Annotated in this window: 15 protein-coding genes; 14 read left to right on the plus strand and 1 reads right to left on the minus strand. The window is 53.9% G+C overall.

What is annotated here, in order from left to right; genetic code table 11:
* Positions 1-32 precede the first annotated feature (32 nt).
* The 7 genes from MKZ15_RS03770 (at position 33) to MKZ15_RS03800 (ending at position 6,052) form a co-directional block, all read left to right on the plus strand.
* Entirely contained in the window at positions 33-1,127 is a 1,095-nt protein-coding gene (locus MKZ15_RS03770) for a D-alanine--D-alanine ligase (protein WP_339819935.1), read from the plus strand.
* A gap of 54 nt (positions 1,128-1,181) precedes the next feature.
* Positions 1,182-1,505: a hypothetical protein gene (locus tag MKZ15_RS03775; protein ID WP_155607219.1), complete on the plus strand. Its 324-nt coding sequence runs from the start codon at positions 1,182-1,184 to the stop codon at positions 1,503-1,505.
* Positions 1,502-2,503 carry a UV DNA damage repair endonuclease UvsE gene (uvsE, locus tag MKZ15_RS03780; protein ID WP_155607218.1) on the plus strand — a complete coding sequence of 334 codons (1,002 nt, stop codon included), beginning with the start codon at positions 1,502-1,504 and terminating at the stop codon, positions 2,501-2,503. The genes MKZ15_RS03775 and uvsE overlap by 4 nt, the downstream gene beginning before the upstream one ends.
* Before the next feature lie 99 nt (positions 2,504-2,602).
* A complete protein-coding gene (gene fabI / locus MKZ15_RS03785) occupies positions 2,603-3,373 on the plus strand; it encodes an enoyl-ACP reductase FabI (RefSeq protein WP_155607217.1) in 771 nt (256 codons plus the stop codon).
* A 256-nt stretch (positions 3,374-3,629) separates the two neighbouring features.
* A complete protein-coding gene (locus tag MKZ15_RS03790; protein ID WP_339819938.1) occupies positions 3,630-4,442 on the plus strand; it encodes an inositol monophosphatase family protein in 813 nt (270 codons plus the stop codon).
* Positions 4,443-4,499: 57 nt separating this feature from the next.
* Positions 4,500-4,748: a hypothetical protein gene (locus tag MKZ15_RS03795; protein ID WP_155607215.1), complete on the plus strand. Its 249-nt coding sequence runs from the start codon at positions 4,500-4,502 to the stop codon at positions 4,746-4,748.
* A 35-nt stretch (positions 4,749-4,783) separates the two neighbouring features.
* Positions 4,784-6,052, plus strand: coding sequence for a stalk domain-containing protein (locus MKZ15_RS03800; protein WP_339819942.1), 1,269 nt, complete (start codon positions 4,784-4,786; stop codon positions 6,050-6,052).
* A 277-nt stretch (positions 6,053-6,329) separates the two neighbouring features.
* Here the strand turns inward: MKZ15_RS03800 and MKZ15_RS03805 are convergent, their stop codons facing one another.
* Complete coding sequence (locus MKZ15_RS03805; protein WP_339819945.1) at positions 6,330-7,244, minus strand: IS1595 family transposase; 915 nt, start codon at positions 7,242-7,244, stop codon at positions 6,330-6,332.
* Between the two features lie 300 nt (positions 7,245-7,544).
* On the opposite strand from MKZ15_RS03805, the gene MKZ15_RS03810 reads away from it, so the two are divergent.
* From MKZ15_RS03810 to MKZ15_RS03840, 7 genes are all read left to right on the plus strand, one after another.
* Positions 7,545-9,863 carry a glycosyl hydrolase family 65 protein gene (locus MKZ15_RS03810; protein WP_339819948.1) on the plus strand — a complete coding sequence of 773 codons (2,319 nt, stop codon included), beginning with the start codon at positions 7,545-7,547 and terminating at the stop codon, positions 9,861-9,863.
* A complete protein-coding gene (locus MKZ15_RS03815) occupies positions 9,860-12,190 on the plus strand; it encodes a glycosyl hydrolase family 65 protein (protein WP_339819951.1) in 2,331 nt (776 codons plus the stop codon). The genes MKZ15_RS03810 and MKZ15_RS03815 overlap by 4 nt, the downstream gene beginning before the upstream one ends.
* A 211-nt stretch (positions 12,191-12,401) precedes the next feature.
* Positions 12,402-13,046 carry a beta-phosphoglucomutase gene (pgmB, locus tag MKZ15_RS03820; protein WP_339819953.1) on the plus strand — a complete coding sequence of 215 codons (645 nt, stop codon included), beginning with the start codon at positions 12,402-12,404 and terminating at the stop codon, positions 13,044-13,046.
* 258 nt (positions 13,047-13,304) lie between these two features.
* Positions 13,305-15,095 carry a histidine kinase gene (locus MKZ15_RS03825; protein ID WP_193418824.1) on the plus strand — a complete coding sequence of 597 codons (1,791 nt, stop codon included), beginning with the start codon at positions 13,305-13,307 and terminating at the stop codon, positions 15,093-15,095.
* A gap of 20 nt (positions 15,096-15,115) precedes the next feature.
* The gene (locus MKZ15_RS03830) at positions 15,116-16,441 is read left to right on the plus strand and encodes a response regulator (protein ID WP_193418787.1); all 1,326 of its coding nucleotides are present in this window, start codon (positions 15,116-15,118) and stop codon (positions 16,439-16,441) included.
* A 134-nt stretch (positions 16,442-16,575) separates the two neighbouring features.
* A complete protein-coding gene (locus MKZ15_RS03835) occupies positions 16,576-17,484 on the plus strand; it encodes a sugar ABC transporter permease (RefSeq protein WP_239484100.1) in 909 nt (302 codons plus the stop codon).
* Positions 17,485-17,486: 2 nt separating this feature from the next.
* A complete protein-coding gene (locus tag MKZ15_RS03840; RefSeq protein ID WP_155607209.1) occupies positions 17,487-18,353 on the plus strand; it encodes a carbohydrate ABC transporter permease in 867 nt (288 codons plus the stop codon).
* Positions 18,354-18,372 lie beyond the last annotated feature (19 nt).

Consider the following 18,372-nt stretch of genomic DNA (forward strand, 5'->3'; position numbering starts at 1 on the left):
GAGAACTACCTATTTAAGGAAAGAGGTTTATTATGGGACTGGATAGAATCACCGTAGGACTTATCTACGGAGGCAAATCGGGAGAACATGAAGTTTCGCTGCAGACAGCTTTTGCCGTATCTAAGGCATTTAATTACGACAAATACGAACTGCTTCCTTTTTATATCGACAAGCAGGGGAAATGGAAGGTCGGCGGTAAGTTAAACGCGCCGTTTACCGCTCTGGAGGATTTGAAGCTTGGGGAGAGCGCAGGGGATACGTCAGCCGCAATGGGGCTCTTGTTCAGCAAGCTTTCGTCTGGTCAATCCAACATTGACGTGGTATTTCCACTTCTGCATGGAACGAACGGCGAAGATGGAACCATCCAGGGGCTCTTCGAAATGGCCGATTTGCCTTACGTCGGAGCGGGGGTGCTCGCTTCCGCAGCCGGAATGGATAAGGTCATCATGAAAAAACTGTTCGCCGAAGCAGGTCTCGAACAATGCGCTTACTGCTACTTCACCGCTACGGAGTGGGAGCGATCCAGTCATACGCTGGTACAAGGAATTGAAGAGAAGCTCAGTTACCCCTGCTTCGTCAAACCGGCGAACTTAGGCTCTAGCGTCGGGATCTCCAAAGCGAGAACACGTGAGGAATTGCTGGCATCCGTGGCGCTAGCTTTCCGCTACGATGTGAAGGTAATCGTTGAGGAATTCGTTGACGCCCGCGAAGTGGAAGTTGGGGTGCTCGGCAACGACGAACCGCTTGCCTCCGTGCCGGGAGAAATTGTCTCTTCTGGAGAATACTATGATTATCAGGCCAAATACCTGGACGGTAAATCACAGATGCTGATTCCTGCGTCCCTCGATACCGAACTGGCTGATCGAATTCGCGACTTGGCGGTCAGAGCGTTTAAAGCCATTGCCGGCAGCGGGTTGTGCCGGGCCGATTTCTTTGTGCGGAAATCGGATCACAAGATTTGGATTAACGAAGTGAATACGATGCCGGGCTTCACTCCCTTCAGCATGTATCCGCTTCTGTGGCGCGAAACTGGAGTAGCCTATGAGTCGTTGTTGGATCGGCTGATCGAACTGGCACTGGAGCGTTACGCGGCCCGGCAAGAACTGGAATTCGAAAGCGGCGTATAGACGGCGGCGGTCATCGCTGCCCGGACGAACGGCTAAGGAAAGGAAGGGATGACGATGGGGTTTCAAACCGAATTCAATTCGGTCTGTAAATTCAAGAAAGAGCAGGAGCTTTACGAACTGCTGGAATATGGTCGCGGCAAAATGCTCAAAGAAGGGCTGCGCGTCTTTCCGACAGGTCAAAAGGTGATTGCTTATTCGCCCGAAAATAAGGCGGTAGCCATTGTGAAAATCACCGCCTGTGTTGCCGAAATTAACTTCAATGGTGAGGAAGTTACCTCGGTTGAGCTGGAGTTGGTCCGTCCGCTGACGGAAGAGGAGACCGCGGTGCAGACCGCTCTGGCGTATGAAATGTTCTTCGGAGATCCGGACCGAAAATGATCGTGCGCTTTGGTTATGTAGCGATGTCCACTGTGATCGATAACGCTTCGCCGTCTAAGACGATGACGCTGAAGACGTTTAACGGAATTGCCGACCGTGAGGCGGCGATCCGGAAACTAGAGACGATTGCCGGGGATAATCTACATAACACACTTCGCCTGCTTCGACATAACGTCGGCAATGATATTCAGGTCTATCGCTTCTCCTCGAAGCTGATTCCGCTTGCGACCCACGAGTCGCTTTCAGACTGGAATCCCTTCGACGCGTTGCGGGAGCCTTTTGCTGCCGTGGGGGAATATGTCAAGGAGCACGGCCTTCGGGTGTCGTTTCACCCGGACCATTTTACGGTACTAAGCACGCCGCGGCCTGAGGTACTGAAGTCTTCAATCCGCGACCTGAATCATCATGTCGCTATGTTTGACGCCATGGGCCTGAACGCCCGGGCGAAGAACAATATTCATGTCGGCGGCGCTTACGGGGACAAGCCTTCTGCAGGAGCCCGTTTCCGAGAGAATGTGGCGGCTCTTCCGGAGCGCATCAAGCAGCGACTTACGTTTGAGAATGACGACAAGACATTCAACGCGACCGAGACCTTGGAGCTATGTGAAGCGCTGGGCATTCCGATGGTGCTCGACATTCATCATCAGTGGGTGAACAATGAAGGCGAGAGTCCGGCCGAGCTGTGGCCGCGGATCCTGGCGACATGGCAAACGCCGTACGCACAAGCCGATTCGCCGGTAGACGATCCGCTTCCGCCGAAAATCCACGCGTCCAGCCCCAAAAGCGCCAGCGATCCGCGTGGACATGCCGATCATGTCATTGTCCTTCCGCTGCTGGAATTTCTGCGCAGCATCGCTCCGATCACTGATCGGGTCGACGTCATGCTGGAGGCGAAGCTGAAAGACGGGGCATTATTTGCGTTGATGGAGGACTTGGCACGCTACCAGGGGGATGGCGTTGAGATTTTAGACGGAGCCAGCGTGCGCATCAATCCGTAATTGTTGGACAAGCCGCGCTTGTCTCCCGTCTCTCTTGAAAAATGCAGGGAAATAAGGTAAGTTGTACAAAATGAAAGCGCAATTTAGAGGAGGATATTCATGGGTGATTTATTAGCGGGGAAAAATGTGATCGTGATGGGTGTTGCCAATGAACGCAGTATCGCTTGGGCGATCGCGCAAAGTTTGGCAGAGCAAGGCGCCCGTTTGGCTTTTACATATGAGAGCGAACGTGTGGAAGGCCGGGTACGTAAGCTGGCCGAAACGATTCCGGGTTCGCTGATCTTGCCGTGCAACGTGACGGTGGATGAGGAGATTGACAAGCTGGCCGACACGCTGCGCGGCGAATTTGGCGTGCTGCATGGTCTCGTGCACAGCATCGCGTTCGCTAAAGGCGAAGACTTGGCGGGTGAATTTGCCGATACGTCTCGCGAGGGTTTTGCATTGGCCAACGACATTAGCGTTTATTCGTTGGTGGCTGTGTCGAAGCGCCTGGCTCCGCTTATGACGGAAGGCGGCAGCATTATGACGATGACGTACATGGGATCGGAGCGCGTAATGCGCAACTACAACGTGATGGGTGTAGCCAAAGCCGGGCTGGAAGCTTCGGTTCGTTATTTGGCGAACGATCTGGGACCGAAGAATATCCGCGTCAACGCGGTATCTGCCGGGCCGATCCGTACATTGGCAGCCAAGGGCATCAGCGATTTCAACTCGATCCTCAAGCAAGTCGAGGAGAAAGCACCGCTTCGCAGAACGACCGAAACGGCAGAAGTCGGCGACACGGCGATGTTCCTGATCAGTCATCTGTCCCGCGGCATTACCGGCGAGGTTATTTTCGTGGACGGCGGGTACAATATCGTAGGCGCATAATGTAAAGACCGCATGCGGTCAGTCAGCTGAAAGTTCGTTTCCAGCGGGGCGAAACCCCCGCTTTTGGACACGGACTTTTTGCATATAGTGCAAGGCGTTCGCTTTATTCTGCGCCAGGACAGGCGAAAGGACGCAACTTTGCAATTTCAAAGACGTATAGTTTTTAAGGAGTAGATTATCAGTTTACGATGAAAGTAGAGTGAATCGATTGGAATCGAATCCGAAAGTTCCATATGTGGTAGGTAGTAAAAGTCCGATGGCCGTAGCGATCAATTGCGCCGCAAAAGCGGGAGAATGGATCAAGAGCCGGCTTGGGGGCTACCAAGATTTGAATACGAAACAGTCGCCCCAAGATTTGGTGACGGACGTGGATAAAGGCGCGGAGGCGATGATCCGCAAGCTGATTCTGACGCATTTTCCCGATCATGCGATCCTCGGCGAAGAAGGGGTAGCGCCGGGAGCGGCGGCATCTGCTGCGGCACTGAAGCAGGCTAGCAAATCGGAGTATTTATGGATCGTTGATCCGGTGGACGGAACGACCAATTTTGTGCACGGATTTCCGTTCTTTTGCGTATCGATTGCGCTGGCATATAAAGGTGATATCATTATCGGCGTCATTTATGACCCGATGCGCGACGAGATGTTTGTGGCGGAGAAAGGCAAAGGCGCGTATATCCATGGGCAACCGTCAAAAGTATCCACCGATGCGTCTTTGTCCGGCAGTATCGTTGCCGTTGGCTTTAACCCGGACCGGGAGTTTGCGCTGCCGGTGAACATGCGTGGCCTGAATGCGTTGTCCGGTGAAGTGCGCAGTCTGCGTGCCGCTGGATCGGCAGCCCTGCATCTGGCTTATGTGGCCGCCGGTCGGCTGAGCGGTTATTACGAGGTGGGGCTAAACGCCTGGGACGTTGCCGCGGGTGCGCTGATCGTGAAGGAATCGGGAGGAATAGTGACCGATACCACAGGCAACCCTTATCACATCGGCGTACGTCATTTGATTGCCAGCAATGGCAAAATCCATGAAGAACTGCTTGGTGTGGTCCGGGCTGCGGATGCGACAGGGCTGTAAAAGCCAGCTTTCACAGCAGGTACGCTTGATCTCAGAATACCGGAAGGAGTGTCCAGGATGAGCGATAGCAAGGATTTGGAACGCGAGCTCAGCGAGATGCTGACCGAAGGGGAATACGGCAGCGAGGAAGAACGCCGCGAGGAAGAGCGCAGAAAATTGTCACCGAAGTACGAGATCCGCATTCAGACGACGTTGGATCCGATCGTGGAAGAGACGTTGAATTACCGAAAAATGGCCAAGGAAATCGATGGCCGTTATGATGATTATTTGAAAAGAACTGAACGCGTAGAGAAGAAGCCGGATTAACGGCTTCTATCTACTATTTAAAGGAGTTGAAAAGCTTGTTGAAGAACATTCGCTTAAACTTGGCTTCCGTCCTGGCGGGAGCGCTTGCTCTGATCCTTTTCCTATTCAACGTCACCGCCGCCGCGCCGGTTAAAGCCGCTGAGGCGGTCCAAGCCGACGACTACCTTATCGTAGCGCTTGGCGATTCCATTACCGTCGGGTACGAGCCGGGGATGACTGAAACGAGCGTTCCGTACGGCTTCGTCGATCGTTTGAAAGAACAAGGACTGTTCCATGGCCGAACTTCGGCGGTTAATTACGGCATCCTCGGTTTGACCAGCGAAGGCTTGAAGAACTACATAACGGCGATTCAGGCAGGCTCACCGGTTACCGCTGCCGACATTCAGGCGAATGTGCCGGATCCACGGATTGCTTCATTTGCTTCCGGTATCGCGCAAGCGAAGGCCGACCTGCAGAAAGCCGATTTGATCACGATCACGATCGGTGGGAACGACTTGCTTAAGCTGCTCCCGGATGTGAAAAACATCTCGCTCGAGCAGCTCCATGCCCAAAGTGAAGTGGTGTTGAAGGCTTATGGCGACAACCTCCGCGAGGTTATCCGCGTCCTGACGGAACTCAATCCGTCGGCGCAAGTCGTGGTTGCCGATCAATATCAGCCGGTGCCAAAGCTTGCCGACGCCTCCATTTACGAGGAGCTGCAGCAGTTGGCTGGCAAGTTTACTGCGATCGTGGATGGCATTGTTGCCGATCATGCGAACCAAGCAAAGCCGGTGAAGGCAGCTCATGTGGCAGCAGCTTTTACGGGACGCGAAATATCGCTGACGCATATTTTTTCCGATACGGATATCCATCCGAATCAAGCTGGATATGAAGTGATCGCCAAGACATTCGCCGAGACGGTTTGGGGCAGCTTCCGTACAACAACGGCGAAGTCAGGCGGTGCGCCGATATCCGTTGTGGTCAAAGGAAATGAACTAAACACGCCATATCCGCCGATCCTGAAAAACGGTCAAACGTTTGTGGCGATCAAGGACATCACCGACGCGGTTGGAGCGTTAAGCAAATGGGATACCCGTAGTTCCACTGCCACGATCACTTACGGCAGCCGGACGGTTGTCATTCCGGTGGGCTCCAAGCAAATCCAGGTGGACGGCACGCCAGCCGCCACAGCGACTCCGGCCTTCCTTCAAAAGGTTGGTAAGGAGAACAAAACCTATGTGCCACTGGCCTTGCTCGTGCAGGGACTAGGTCTCGATGTACAATATAGCGGAAAAATGAAGACGGTATTTATCAACGAAATCTAATATTGTCGTTAGGGTGGGCGGTAGAGCAGCATATGCTTTACCGCTCTTTTGCATGATTATCCCGTTTGATCAGGTTATAGATAATCGAGATGTACAGAAGCACAGGGAATGAAATGCTCAAAGAGATGAAGGCAGGCAAGCTTAGGAAAGATAAGATAAGCGGATAGAAGTAGTAGGATAGGTTGGGTTGAGGCATTGGTGAAGTAGACAGAAAATCGGCCCAAAGAGCAGCATAAAGGGATCAAGAAAGCAGGACAAGGAAGTAGGAGTGTCCCGATCAGGCAGCTGCCACGGGTAAAGGGAAGATTTGATGGCGATGGCGCATAGTTAGCTGCCGATAAGAAATCGTTGGAATGGCTGCACACATATGCAGCAAACCTTGGCGCATCGTTCTTTCTCCCCCGGACTGCCGCAATCGGCGTCGTCCCGTGTACTCGTTCAGGTATGCTTGGAGATGCTTGCGACCCAAAGCTACATACGTACACTTCAGCGATTGCCAAGCCTCGCGGACCACTTTCCGCAAGGGTGCGTATAGTCGAAAGGCCAAAGGAAACAATTGCACTTCAGATGCATGAATATCTACATTTCCGGTGATGAACTCGGCGAGATCGTGACGACTCGCCCTTTCTCCGTATGTTCTGTTCTGTGGGGGGACTAGATGAATTTTGACTCGTTCGGGTTCGCCAGACTCCGTTACTGCGCATCCTGCCACGACCACCGAGGCATGAGGGTGCGAAAGCTGACAACGCGACGGATCATATCCGTACAGATCGTTGTTGACCTTCACTACTCCGCTTAGCAATTCCCGGGCATCGAATTCCCCCAGGGCATGACGTATTTTGTGCAACATTAACCAAGCGGTCTTGTAGGTAACCCGGATCACCTGGCTCAGACGCATCGCCGAAATGCCGTCGGGGAGCAGGAACAACTCCAAGGCTTGAAACCACTTCAACAAGGGCAAATGGGTTCCCTCAAAAATCGTACCGACTAAAGGTGACGTTTGATGCCTGCAATTCCCGCACTCGAACAAAGGGATGCGTCGGGTGGTGAGACGGCTGCAGTGGGTATGAGCACAACGCGGGCAGATAAAGCCGCCCGGCCATTTCATCGCAATAATCGCCGCCGCACACTCTTCCTCATTCTTGTAAAGGATGCTAAAGTCTTGAGAATCAATTCCCGTATGTATCCCCATGTCCGCCAACCTCCAAGTCATCGCAATGCGTACGTGTGTTCTCTTTTTTATTATACCAAACATATGATCCCCTATCAAGAAAAATATTCCAACTCCCCTTAACTTCGCCTCCTGAACTAAAGGGATAATCATGCAAAGAGGGGCCAAGAAGGGATCCCGGACTTCAACACGGTTGATCCAACTCCGTAATATCGCACATAAGCTCCTTAGTCCTGGACATTTGGAGGCGGCGGACGTTTCGCTAAGCTGAATGATGAGCGGACTTATCGCGTGAGTAAACATAAAAGGAGAGGGCGGAGCATGCCGAAAATCGCGGATAAATATTTGCAGGTCGACCCCTGGAAGGTCGTGGAGGAAGGCTTTGATCCGGGACGCAACCGGGTCAGCGAGTCGATTTTTTCGCTGGGGAATGAATATATGGGGGTCAGGGGTTACGCTGAAGAGGGGTATAGCGGGGATACGCTTCTGGGCAGTTATTTCAATGGGCTCTACGAAGAGAGTCCGGTCACGGCTCATTATAAAGGCATCATTAAATCGCTGCGGTTCATGGTAAACGCGGTTGATTGGCTGCATACGCGGATCACGCTTGACGGCGAGACGCTGGATTTGGCCGAGAGCAAGTTCAGCGGATTTCGTCGGGAACTGGACTTCCGAACTGGAATTTACACCCGGGAGTTGGTGTGGCATACGGCCGGCGGGAAGGACGTGTTGCTTACGTTCGAACGCTTAGTCAGCATGAAAGTGTCGCATCTCGGGGCACAGCGGATCACCTTAACGCCGCTGAACTTCTCCGGTATGGTCCAGGTGCGTACCGGATTGAACCTCGCGGTGATCCATGAGGATCAGCAACGCTATTATTGGAAACAGCTGAAGCAGGGAGAAGCATCCGTATCCAGTGGAGCCGGGATCTCAGGGATCCTGGGGGAGACGGTGAACACGGGGAACCGATTGTTTTCCGGTTTTCGCGTAGATACATCGGACGCCGTGAGCAACCAACTGGTACAGGAGGAAAACTACATCGGTCGTGAACTGATCCTGAGCCTGCAACAGGGAAAGCGCAGCGTGCTGGACAAACTGGTCATCAACGTGGCGGAGAAAGACCCTGCGACCCGTAGCGACGACCTCTGGCAAAGAGGGATCGAACTCGCGACTCGGCATGCGCAGTCGGGATACGATGCGGTAGCGGCCGAACAGCGTGCTTACTGGTCCCAAGTGTGGGCCGAATCGGACATCGCTATCGAAGGCGATCCAGAGAATCAGCAGGGAATCCGCTTTTGTATTTTTCAGCTGTACCAGACTTACCACGGGGATAATCCCGGTTTCAATATCGGGGCGAAGGGGTTGACTGGTGAGGCTTACCGGGGGCTGGCTTTCTGGGACACGGAATCGTATTGCTTGCCGTTTTATATTTTCAACAATCCGAAAGCGGCGCGCAGTCTGCTCGAGTTCCGTTACCAATCGCTACCTGAAGCATTAAAGCGAGCCAAGGAATTGGATTGCGAAGGGGCATTTTATCCCATTGCTACGATCGACGGGACGGAAAGCTGCGACCTGTGGCAACACTCCAATCTCCAGCTGCATGTCGGTACGGCAGTAGCCTACGGGTTGCGTCATTATGTGAACATTACGGGCGACAGAGCGTTCCTGTTTGAAAAAGGCGCGGAAATGCTAGTCCAGATCAGCCGTTTCTACGCGACTCGGGGGCAATGGGGGCAGCAGTCAGGGAAATACGGTTATTTCGGTGTCATGGGGCCCGACGAATTTCAACTGATGGTTAACAACAACTGTTACCTCAACCTGATGGCCAAAAAGCTGTTCGAGTACACACTTGAGGTGCTGGGAACGATGCGGGACGAAGCGTTTGCCGCATATGACGAGCTGGCAGCGCGACTCGGCTTGACGGGGGAAGAGCAGGAGGATTGGCGGAACAAGGCGCAGCACATGAAAATCCCTAAGGATGAGCGGACGGGGATTTTCGAAGAGCATGACGGTTTTTTCGACTTGCCGCATTTGGACATTCATGCGATTCCCGTGACGGAATTCCCGCTCTATTCGCATTGGTCGTATGACCGGCTATACCGGTATGACATGATTAAGCAGCCGGATGTGTTGATGTTCATGTTCCTGTACAACAGTGAATATTCGCTGGAGGAGAAACGCGCGAACTACGATTACTATGAATCGCGCTGTATTCACGAATCCTCGTTGTCGCCGTCGATCCACTCCATTCTGGCGGCGGAAATCGGGCGTTCGGAGGAGGCATATAAGTTCTTCGAGTTTGCGACCCGTCTGGATCTCGACAACTATAACCGGAATACGCGGGAAGGCTTGCATACAACGTCGATCGCTGCAGCCTGGATGAACATCGTGTACGGGTTCGGCGGGATGCGTTCGGATGGAGATCGGCTCGCATTAAACCCGAGTATCCCGGAACGTTGGAAGAGCTATCGGTTCATGATCACCTACCAAGGTGCGAAGCTGCTGGTGGAAGTGGATCAGAACCAGGCCTCCATCCGCGGGATGTCCGGCCGCGAGGTGGAAATCTCGGTGTATGGGAACCTGGTTAACGTCGGTGAAGCAGGCATTCGGGTGCCGCTGCGAAAGGCGGTCGTTCAATGAGCTGGATCGTTAGAGAAAGCGGGTTCGACCCGGAACGAATCGCACATCACGGCAACAAGTTCATGATCGGTAATGGGGACTTGGGTTATCGGGGAACGTTGGAGGAGTTCGGCAAAAGCGAGCTGACCGCCACCATCGTCGCCGGTCTGTACGACAAGGTTGGGGATAAATGGCGTGAGCCGGTGAATGCCCCGAACGGGCTAGCGACGACAGTCGATTGGGAAGGGAAGCCGCTGAGCGTGCTGAAAGCCGGACCCCGCGTAGAGGCGGATGGAAACGGCGGCGGTCCGGAATTGGTGGCTCACGAGCAGTCGCTGGACCTGCGCCGCGCCTTACACCAACGGCGATCGGTGTTCCTCATGGCGGACGGCACGGAAGTAACGATCACGTCGGAGCGGTTTTGCAGCGCGGTGCATTCGGAGCTGATCGTATGCCGTATCGCGGTGGAGAGCAGCCGGGACGGCGCGCTGACGATCGTCACCGGGATTGACGGTGACGTCTGGGATATCAACGGCCCGCATCTGGAACGGATGGAGAGCGAGTCGGATGCGACCGGAGAAGTCGTGTCGCTGACCGCGTGGACGCAGGAGCTTGGCGTGCCGGTAACGGTGGCGGAAGCGGCGGACATCGTTGGTGAGGGGAGAGGGGAGCTTCTGCGCGAGGAAACCTCAATCCGTCGCAGAATCCACATCAATTCCCGGGCCGGCGAATCGGTCGAGCTTGTTAAATACGTCGCCATATTCACGGGGCAGGACGGGGCTCCTGCAGAAGATGTTCGGGCGTCAGCGGTGCAGTCCGTCTCGGAAGCACGGCAACTCGGTTACGACCGGCTGCTGCTAAAGCACGCCGAGCGCTGGGAGCGTAAGTGGGAAGCCTCCGACATGAAAGTCGAAGGCGATGACGAGGCTCAGCTGGCGTTGCGCTACAGCATGTACCAACTGCACATCATCGCACCGGATCGTTCGGAGCGCGTGTCCATCCCGGCCCGCGGATTGTCCGGGCAGGTGTACAAAGGTGCGGTGTTCTGGGATACGGAGATGTTTATGCTGCCTTTTTTCCTGCATACGGAGCCGGAGGTAGCCCGCAATTTGATGATGTACCGGGTGCATACATTGGACGGCGCGAAACGCAAAGCCGCGGAATATGGCTATGATGGGGCATTCTATGCCTGGGAAAGCCAGGAGACAGGGGACGATGCCTGTACGCTGTTTAACGTCAACGACGTGTTCACGGGGCGCCCGATGCGTACTTATTTTCGCGACAAGCAAGTGCATATCAGCGCGGATGTGGCTTACGGGATCTGGCAGTATTACGCGTTTACCGGTGATGTAAGTCTGCTTCTGGACGGCGGGGCCGAGGTGGCTTGGGAGTGCGCCAAGTTCTTTTACTCGTACGGGTACTTCAATCCGCGGAAGCAGCGGTACGAAATTCTAGACGTTACCGGACCTGACGAATATCACGAGCGAGTGAACAACAACGCGTTTGCCAACCGGATGGTCAAGGAATGCCTGCGCATCGCTTTGGATGTCATGGAGATTCTACGAACGCACAACCCACGTCGGTACGAGGCGCTTGCGGCGGGGAGCTCCGTTAGCCCGGAACAGATCCGCGACATGCATGACCGGCTGTACGTTCCGCAGCCGGACGCCGAGTCCGGCTTGATTGAGCAGTTCGATCGTTATTACGTGCTTGAGGACGTCTCGTTGCCGGATTTGAAGGCTCGGATGCTTCATCCGCACGAATATCTCGGTGGAGGAAGCGGCCCTGCTACAACGACGCAAATTTTGAAGCAAGCGGACGTGGTGCTGATGCTGCACCTGTTTAAAGGCGATTACGACCGGTCTGTCAAACAGATGAACTGGGCTTACTACGAGCCGCGCACCGAGCATGGGTCTAGCCTCAGCGCCTGTATCTATGCCATGGTGGCGGCAGATACGGGATCTCCGGATTGGGGTTACCCTTACTTTATGCGAACGGCAACGATCGACCTCACCGGGGAATCGAAACAATATGTCGGAGACCTCTATATCGGCGGTACGCATCCTGCGGCGAATGGCGGGGCTTGGATGGCGGCAATACTGGGATTTGCCGGCTTGCGATACGATGGCCTTAAAGCAGCGCTTCGGCCCGCTTTGCCTTCCGCTTGGCAAGCGATGGAATTCCCGGTCCGCCTTCGCGGCGGTTCCTACCGGATTCGCATCAGCCGGGAAGAGGTGAGTATTGCGGCTCATAGCGATAATCCGACCGCTATGCGGTTTATCGTGGGGGATAGGGAGCTGGCGGTGGCACCGGGGCAGGACGTTTGCGTCCCATATGAAGTTGACTGAAAGTTTGGATAGATATATACGAAAAATCGAATAGAATTTGCTGATTCCGGCGACTTTGGCTTAATGTATATGAAATTTCATGCTTAATTGGTTCATAGGGTGATGGAAGCCGAGAATCTGTATGAAATATCGAATAGAATTCGCCAATATTGTCGTTAGTAGCGAATTGTATTCGAAAAATCGAATACATTCATCGAAGGAGAATTCAAACATGCTGGAAACGATGAAAGGCGCGATCTTCGATCTTGACGGCGTGATCGTCGATACGGCCAAATACCACTATCTCGCCTGGCGGGCGCTCGCACGCCGTCTCGGTTTCGAATTTACCGAAGCCGACAATGAGCGGCTGAAAGGCGTTAGCCGCATGGAGTCGCTTCGCATCTTACTTGAGGTGGGCGGTGTGGAAGCGACGGAGGAAGAGCGCGAGCAAATGGCCGCGGACAAAAATGATGAATACGTCGATTCGATTTCCAAGCTGGAGCCTTCGGAAATTTTGCCGGGGGCGAAGGAATACTTGCTGCAGCTGCGTGAGCGCGGCGTGAAGATTGCCCTCGGATCGGCGAGCAAGAACGCCGCGTTCATCTTGGCCCGGCTTGGCATCGCGGAGCTGTTCGACGCGGTGATCGACGGCACCAAGGTGTCCAAGGCGAAGCCGGACCCCGAGGTGTTCCTCGCCGCCAGCGCGGCGTTGGCGTTGCCGCCGTCCGACTGCGTCGTGTTTGAGGACGCGGAGGCGGGGGTACAGGCGGGCATAGCCGCCGGTTGCCGCGTCGTGGGCATCGGCAGTCCGCACATTTTGGCAGCGGCTGACCTTGTTGTCAGCGGGCTGCATGAGCTGGTGCAATCGGTAAGATGACGACTTGCGCCAAATGGAATAAGGTCCCCCGGACGTTGACCGGGGGACCTTTTATTTTTTGCTGGCAAGATTCCCAAAATCCCCTACACTAAGAGGTAAGGCACAGAGGCCCAGACCTACGCGAGTTAGAATCGGAGAAATCGCCACGATCTTCGTAGGATCGCGCATCCTTGCCGATTTTGATTATTGCTATATTTGAATTGCCGGAGGTGCATTTCGTTGAAACCAGGCAACCGAACTAGAAACCCGTTCGCCAACATGAACGTCAAACAGCAAATGATTCTTCTGTTCGTCGTGATGGTGATTCCCTTATTTATCCTGAATGCCTACGGCAACTACAAAGCCGATCAGATCTTGAAGCGGAACGTCACCAATGCTTATATCGAGCTCAACAAACAGAACTTTCGGCTGATCACCCGGGACATTGAAGCGATCAACAAAGTAACGTCTACCGTGTTCCAGCATCCGTTGCTTCAGCAGCTGAATCCCAGTGGCGAAGGGACGGAAACCGTCCTGGAGCGGGTCAAAAATTACGAAAAGCTGGAGACGTTGCTGTTCAATTATTCCCAGGAAACCGACCAGCGCGAGCCGCTGTATTATTCCCTTTACGTGTATGATCCGTCCAACGCGTATTTTTTTGCCCCCTATTATCCGGAGGCGCGGAAGGCGGGCGTCTATTTCTTTCTCGAACAGGAGAAGCCGGAGTGGTTTGAGGAAGCCGTCGCAAAAAAAGGAAACGGTTACCTACGCCTGATCGATCATTTGTCCCCGCCTACGCAAGGGCAGCAAAACCAAAAAACGCTTGCGTATGTCCGGGCGATCAACAGCATTTACAAAAACGGCACGATCGGCGTGCTCGTCGTCTCCAACGTCGACGGCCGCATCGGCGAATCGTTGCAAACGGTCTCGATCCCGGAAGGGGAGCTGTATTTTACCGATTGGGGCAACCGCATCCTGACTTCGACGCCAGCGGAGACGCCGTCCGGGGCAATCCTGAATCTGCCGCCGGAGGCCGATCTGGGGGATTCCCTGATTGGAGTGAAGGACGTCATCACCGATGATTTTATTTATGTCATTAATTATAATTACGTCCTACAGCAGAAGCTTGTTTATAAAGTGCCTGTCAAGGCGCTGTTACAGCAACAAAACGAAATCAAACGAATCATCCAGCTCATCTCTATCGCTTATTTTGCGGTGGGTCTGGTGCTGATTTTGTATTTCTGGCGGTCGCTCATGACCCCGATCCAGAAGCTGGTTTATTTCGTCCGCCGCTACGAGCCGGGCAACGTAGTGCCGGAGACGCCGCACCGCGATCGCAATGACGAGGTCAGCGTGTTGATCTCCACGATTTACGAGATGGCGCGCCGGCTCAACGGGCTGATTCATTATAAATACCAGATGGACATCAAGCAGAAGGAAGCCCAACTGCAAATCCTGTACCAACAAATCAACCCGCATCTGCTGTACAACACGTTGGAAAGCATCTATTGGAAAAGCGCCATGGAGGGAAACAACGCCTCCGCAGAAATGATCAAGGAGCTGTCTAAGCTGATGAAGATCAGCCTCAGCCGCGGCCGGGAGCTGATCACGCTGGAGGAGGAGCTGGAGCACGCCTCCGCTTATATCAAGCTGCAGGAGCATCGGTACGAGTACGGATTCCGCGTGACCTGGGACGTGCCGGCCGAGTTGAATGCCACTGTCATTCCCAAAATCACGCTCCAGCCGCTCATTGAGAATGCCATCATTCATGGTGTTAAGCATATGGGGGAAGACGGCGAAATCGCCATCCGCGCCGAAGCGGACGATGCGCAGGGCCTAGTTCGCATAACAATAACCGACAATGGATATAAACCGGTTGATTTCGAGGCGATCGACAGGCTGCTTAATGACGAGACGCCAAGCCCATCCTTCGGTTATGGGATCCGCAACATCCATCAACGGCTCCGGCTGCACTTTGGGGCGGAGTACGGCTTGAAGTACGCGGGGAGAGCTGAAGGCGGCACCGCAGTTACGATTACCTTGCCCCTCGCGGCCGACCGAAACGAATGACGAACAGGGGGAACAAGCACATGTATAACATTTTGGTCGTCGACGACGAACCGTTGATTTGTAAAGGATTATCCGGGCTATTGACCGCCTCGGGTCTTGATATCGGCCAGATCTACACTGCATATAACGGGCATGAAGCGCTGGATTACGTGAGGATGGAGGATATCGATTTGCTGGTCACCGACATCCAGATGGGGGAAATGAACGGGATCGAGCTGATGCAGCAGGCGAAGCTGATCAAGCCATGGGTACAGACGATCATTATCTCGGCGCACGAAACGTTTCAATACGCGCAAATGGCAATCCGGCTAGGGGCCAAGGATTATTTGATCAAGCCGCTGAACAGCGAGCAGTTCCTCGATTCCGTGCGCAACGCGCTACTGAAGATGGATAAGCCGATGCCGCAGACCGAGGAGTGGTTGTCCGGGGGAGCAGAACACTTCCGCATGGTGGAGCCGCTCCCGGAATCTGGCGATCGGCTGAGCCGCCTTTTGCGCGAACCCTCCGAAGGAGATCAAGAGCAGCAGACCGCCGAAGCCGAGCGGTTGGGGCTTACCGGGCCGTATTTTTCCGTGATCAAGATCAAGCTGGTCATCCCCGCTGAGAAGGAGCCGTCGGCTGACCAGGACGAGGATACCCGCCTATTCCGCTACGCGGCGCTGAATATTGTCAACGAGCTGCTGCATCAGGAGTGGCGGGCGGCGTCTTTTTACACTCGGAGCCTGGAGATGGCCCTCATCCTGCAGTGGAACGAAGCGGAGTATGCCGAGCCGAACCTCAACAAAATCAACCAGCTCGAAATGCTGGGCCGCAGCCTGCACCATCATATTCACAAGTATCTTGGCTTGCTATGCACGGTTGGGATCAGTCAAATTCTCAAGGGCGCGGGGTTCTTGGATGCACTGAGCCGGCAGGCGGACAAAGCGATGTTGTGGGGTGGGGGACACGGGGATTACCATGTGTTTTATTACGGCGACTTCAACTGGCATAACTATACCCAGGACCCTTCCACCGAGGAGTTGACGACACAGAGCAACCGGATCGTGGAGAGTGCCAAGAAGTATATCGAGGAGAACTACCGGCAGAAGGGGTTAACTATTCATGAGGTGGCCCGCAGCAACCATGTCAGCCCCAATTATTTGAGTTACCTGTTCAAGAAAAATACCGGCTATAACCTTTGGGAATATGTCATCAAGCTGCGGATGGAGGAGAGCAAAGCGCTGATTCTGAACACGGACCTCCGTCGATACGAGATTGCCGAACGCGTGGGCTACGAGTCGCCCGAGCATTTTAGCAAGATATTCAAGAAGTATTTCGGCGTCAGCCCCACGGAGCTGAAGAAATAACGATGAAGTAAGAACGACCATAGTTCACATAGTTTTAGACATGTTCGCCGGGGGACTCCCTTTTTACAATGGATAGAGACACTACGTAGAAAAGAGGGAGAAAGATGGGGGAACCCGTGATTTCACCGGGGAACATGCAGCAGGACACGGTTAGGGCGGACGTTATGCGGTCGCCGCGGCGGGGATCAAACTGGAAGAAGTACATGTGGGGTTATCTATTCCTGATTCCGGCGATTGCCATATTTATTGTGTTCTTATGGGTCCCGATCATCAAAGGGATGGTTTACAGCTTTTATAATATCGATTTCGTCAAAGGCAACACGTTTGTCGGAATGGACAATTACGTGAAGGTGTTCAACAACCCCGACGTACTTCTGTCGGTTCGCAACACTTTGTATTATATGCTCCTTTGCTTGGTGATCGGCTTTTGGGTACCGATCGCCGCATCGATCGCGATTTCCGAACTTCGCTGGTTCCAGGGCTTCGCGCGCATTGCGGCGTACCTCCCGTTTGTCGTGCCGGGCGTCGTCCTATACGGGATGTGGCGCTGGATGTACGACCCGGTTGGGCCGATCAACGCATTGCTTGGATGGTTTGGGGCCGATCCGGTATCCTTCGTCTCCGACGGCAGGTGGTCGATGGTCTCGATCGTCTTTATGGAGACGTGGCAGCAGTTCGGTTCGGCGATGCTGATTTATTTGGCCGGGGTGCTGAGCATTCCGCGGGACTGGTATGAAGCGGCGGAAATCGATGGAGCCGGCGTCTGGGCCCGGATTAAATATATTACGCTGCCCTCGATGCGGAACTTGATCGTGCTGATGTTGATTCTACAGCTGATCGGCACTTCTCAGGCTTACCAATCGCAGCTGGCTTTGCTGGACGGCGGTCCAAACAAAGCAACGTTGACCTACGCGCTCTTGACGGTCAAATATGCCTTTACCCAGCTCGACTATGGGGCAGGGACTGCGCTGGGCGTCCTGATGTTCCTCGTGCTAAGCGTGCTTGGCGTGCTGCAATACAAGCTGAACAAGGAGGAGTACTGATTATGAAAGAAAGAGGCATCCTGTCGCCCTCCGATTTGCAGAAGCCGCTTAATAAAATCGTTTACGGATTTATGGTGTTGTGCATCGCGGTCATGGCTTTTACGATGTTATATCCAATCGCGATGACGATGTTCAACGGGCTCAAAAGCAATCAGGAGGTCAACTCGTTCCCGCCGCGGTTTTTGCCGCAGGAGTGGCATTGGGACAATTTTCCGAAAGCTTGGGGTTATATCGATCTGCCGATGTTTTTGAAAAATACCCTGCTGATCTTCGGCGGTAACCTGCTGATGACCATCCTGGTACTTGGCCTCGCCTCGTTCAGCATTTCGCGGATCCGCGTGCCGTACAGCCGGGCGATATACTTCTTCATTCTGCTCACGTTGTTTATTCCGGCCTCGAGCTACATGATCCCGAACTTCGTGAACCTGAAGGAGTTGGGGCTGTTGAACTCTTACTGGGCCTTCTGGTTGCCTGCCGGGGCAAATGCGTATTATTTCCTGCTGATGAAAAACTTCTTCGACGGCATCCATCCAGAAATCTTCGAGGCAGCCCGGATTGACGGGGCTTCGGAGTGGACCAGTTACTTGCGGATCGCGGTGCCGCTGTCGGTGCCGATCTTTGCGACGCTGGCGATCTTTATTTTCTCCACGGCCTGGAATGACTGGTTCTGGCCATCCCTGGTCATGCATACGGAAGACAAGTACACGCTGGCGACGGCGATTTACAAGTATGTGATTAACGCGCGGAATATGGACAGCAGCCTCAAGTTCAGCATTTTGTTCATGGTCATGATTCCGCCGATCTTCGTGTTCCTCGGGTTCCAGAAGTTTATCATGCGCAGCGTCAACTTGTCCGCGGTCAAAGGATAGGTAGTTCAAAAAGTAATCT

This window comes from Paenibacillus sp. FSL R7-0216, assembly GCF_037969915.1.
In the GTDB taxonomy this organism is placed as follows: Bacteria; Bacillota; Bacilli; order Paenibacillales; family Paenibacillaceae; genus Fontibacillus; species Fontibacillus rhizolycopersici.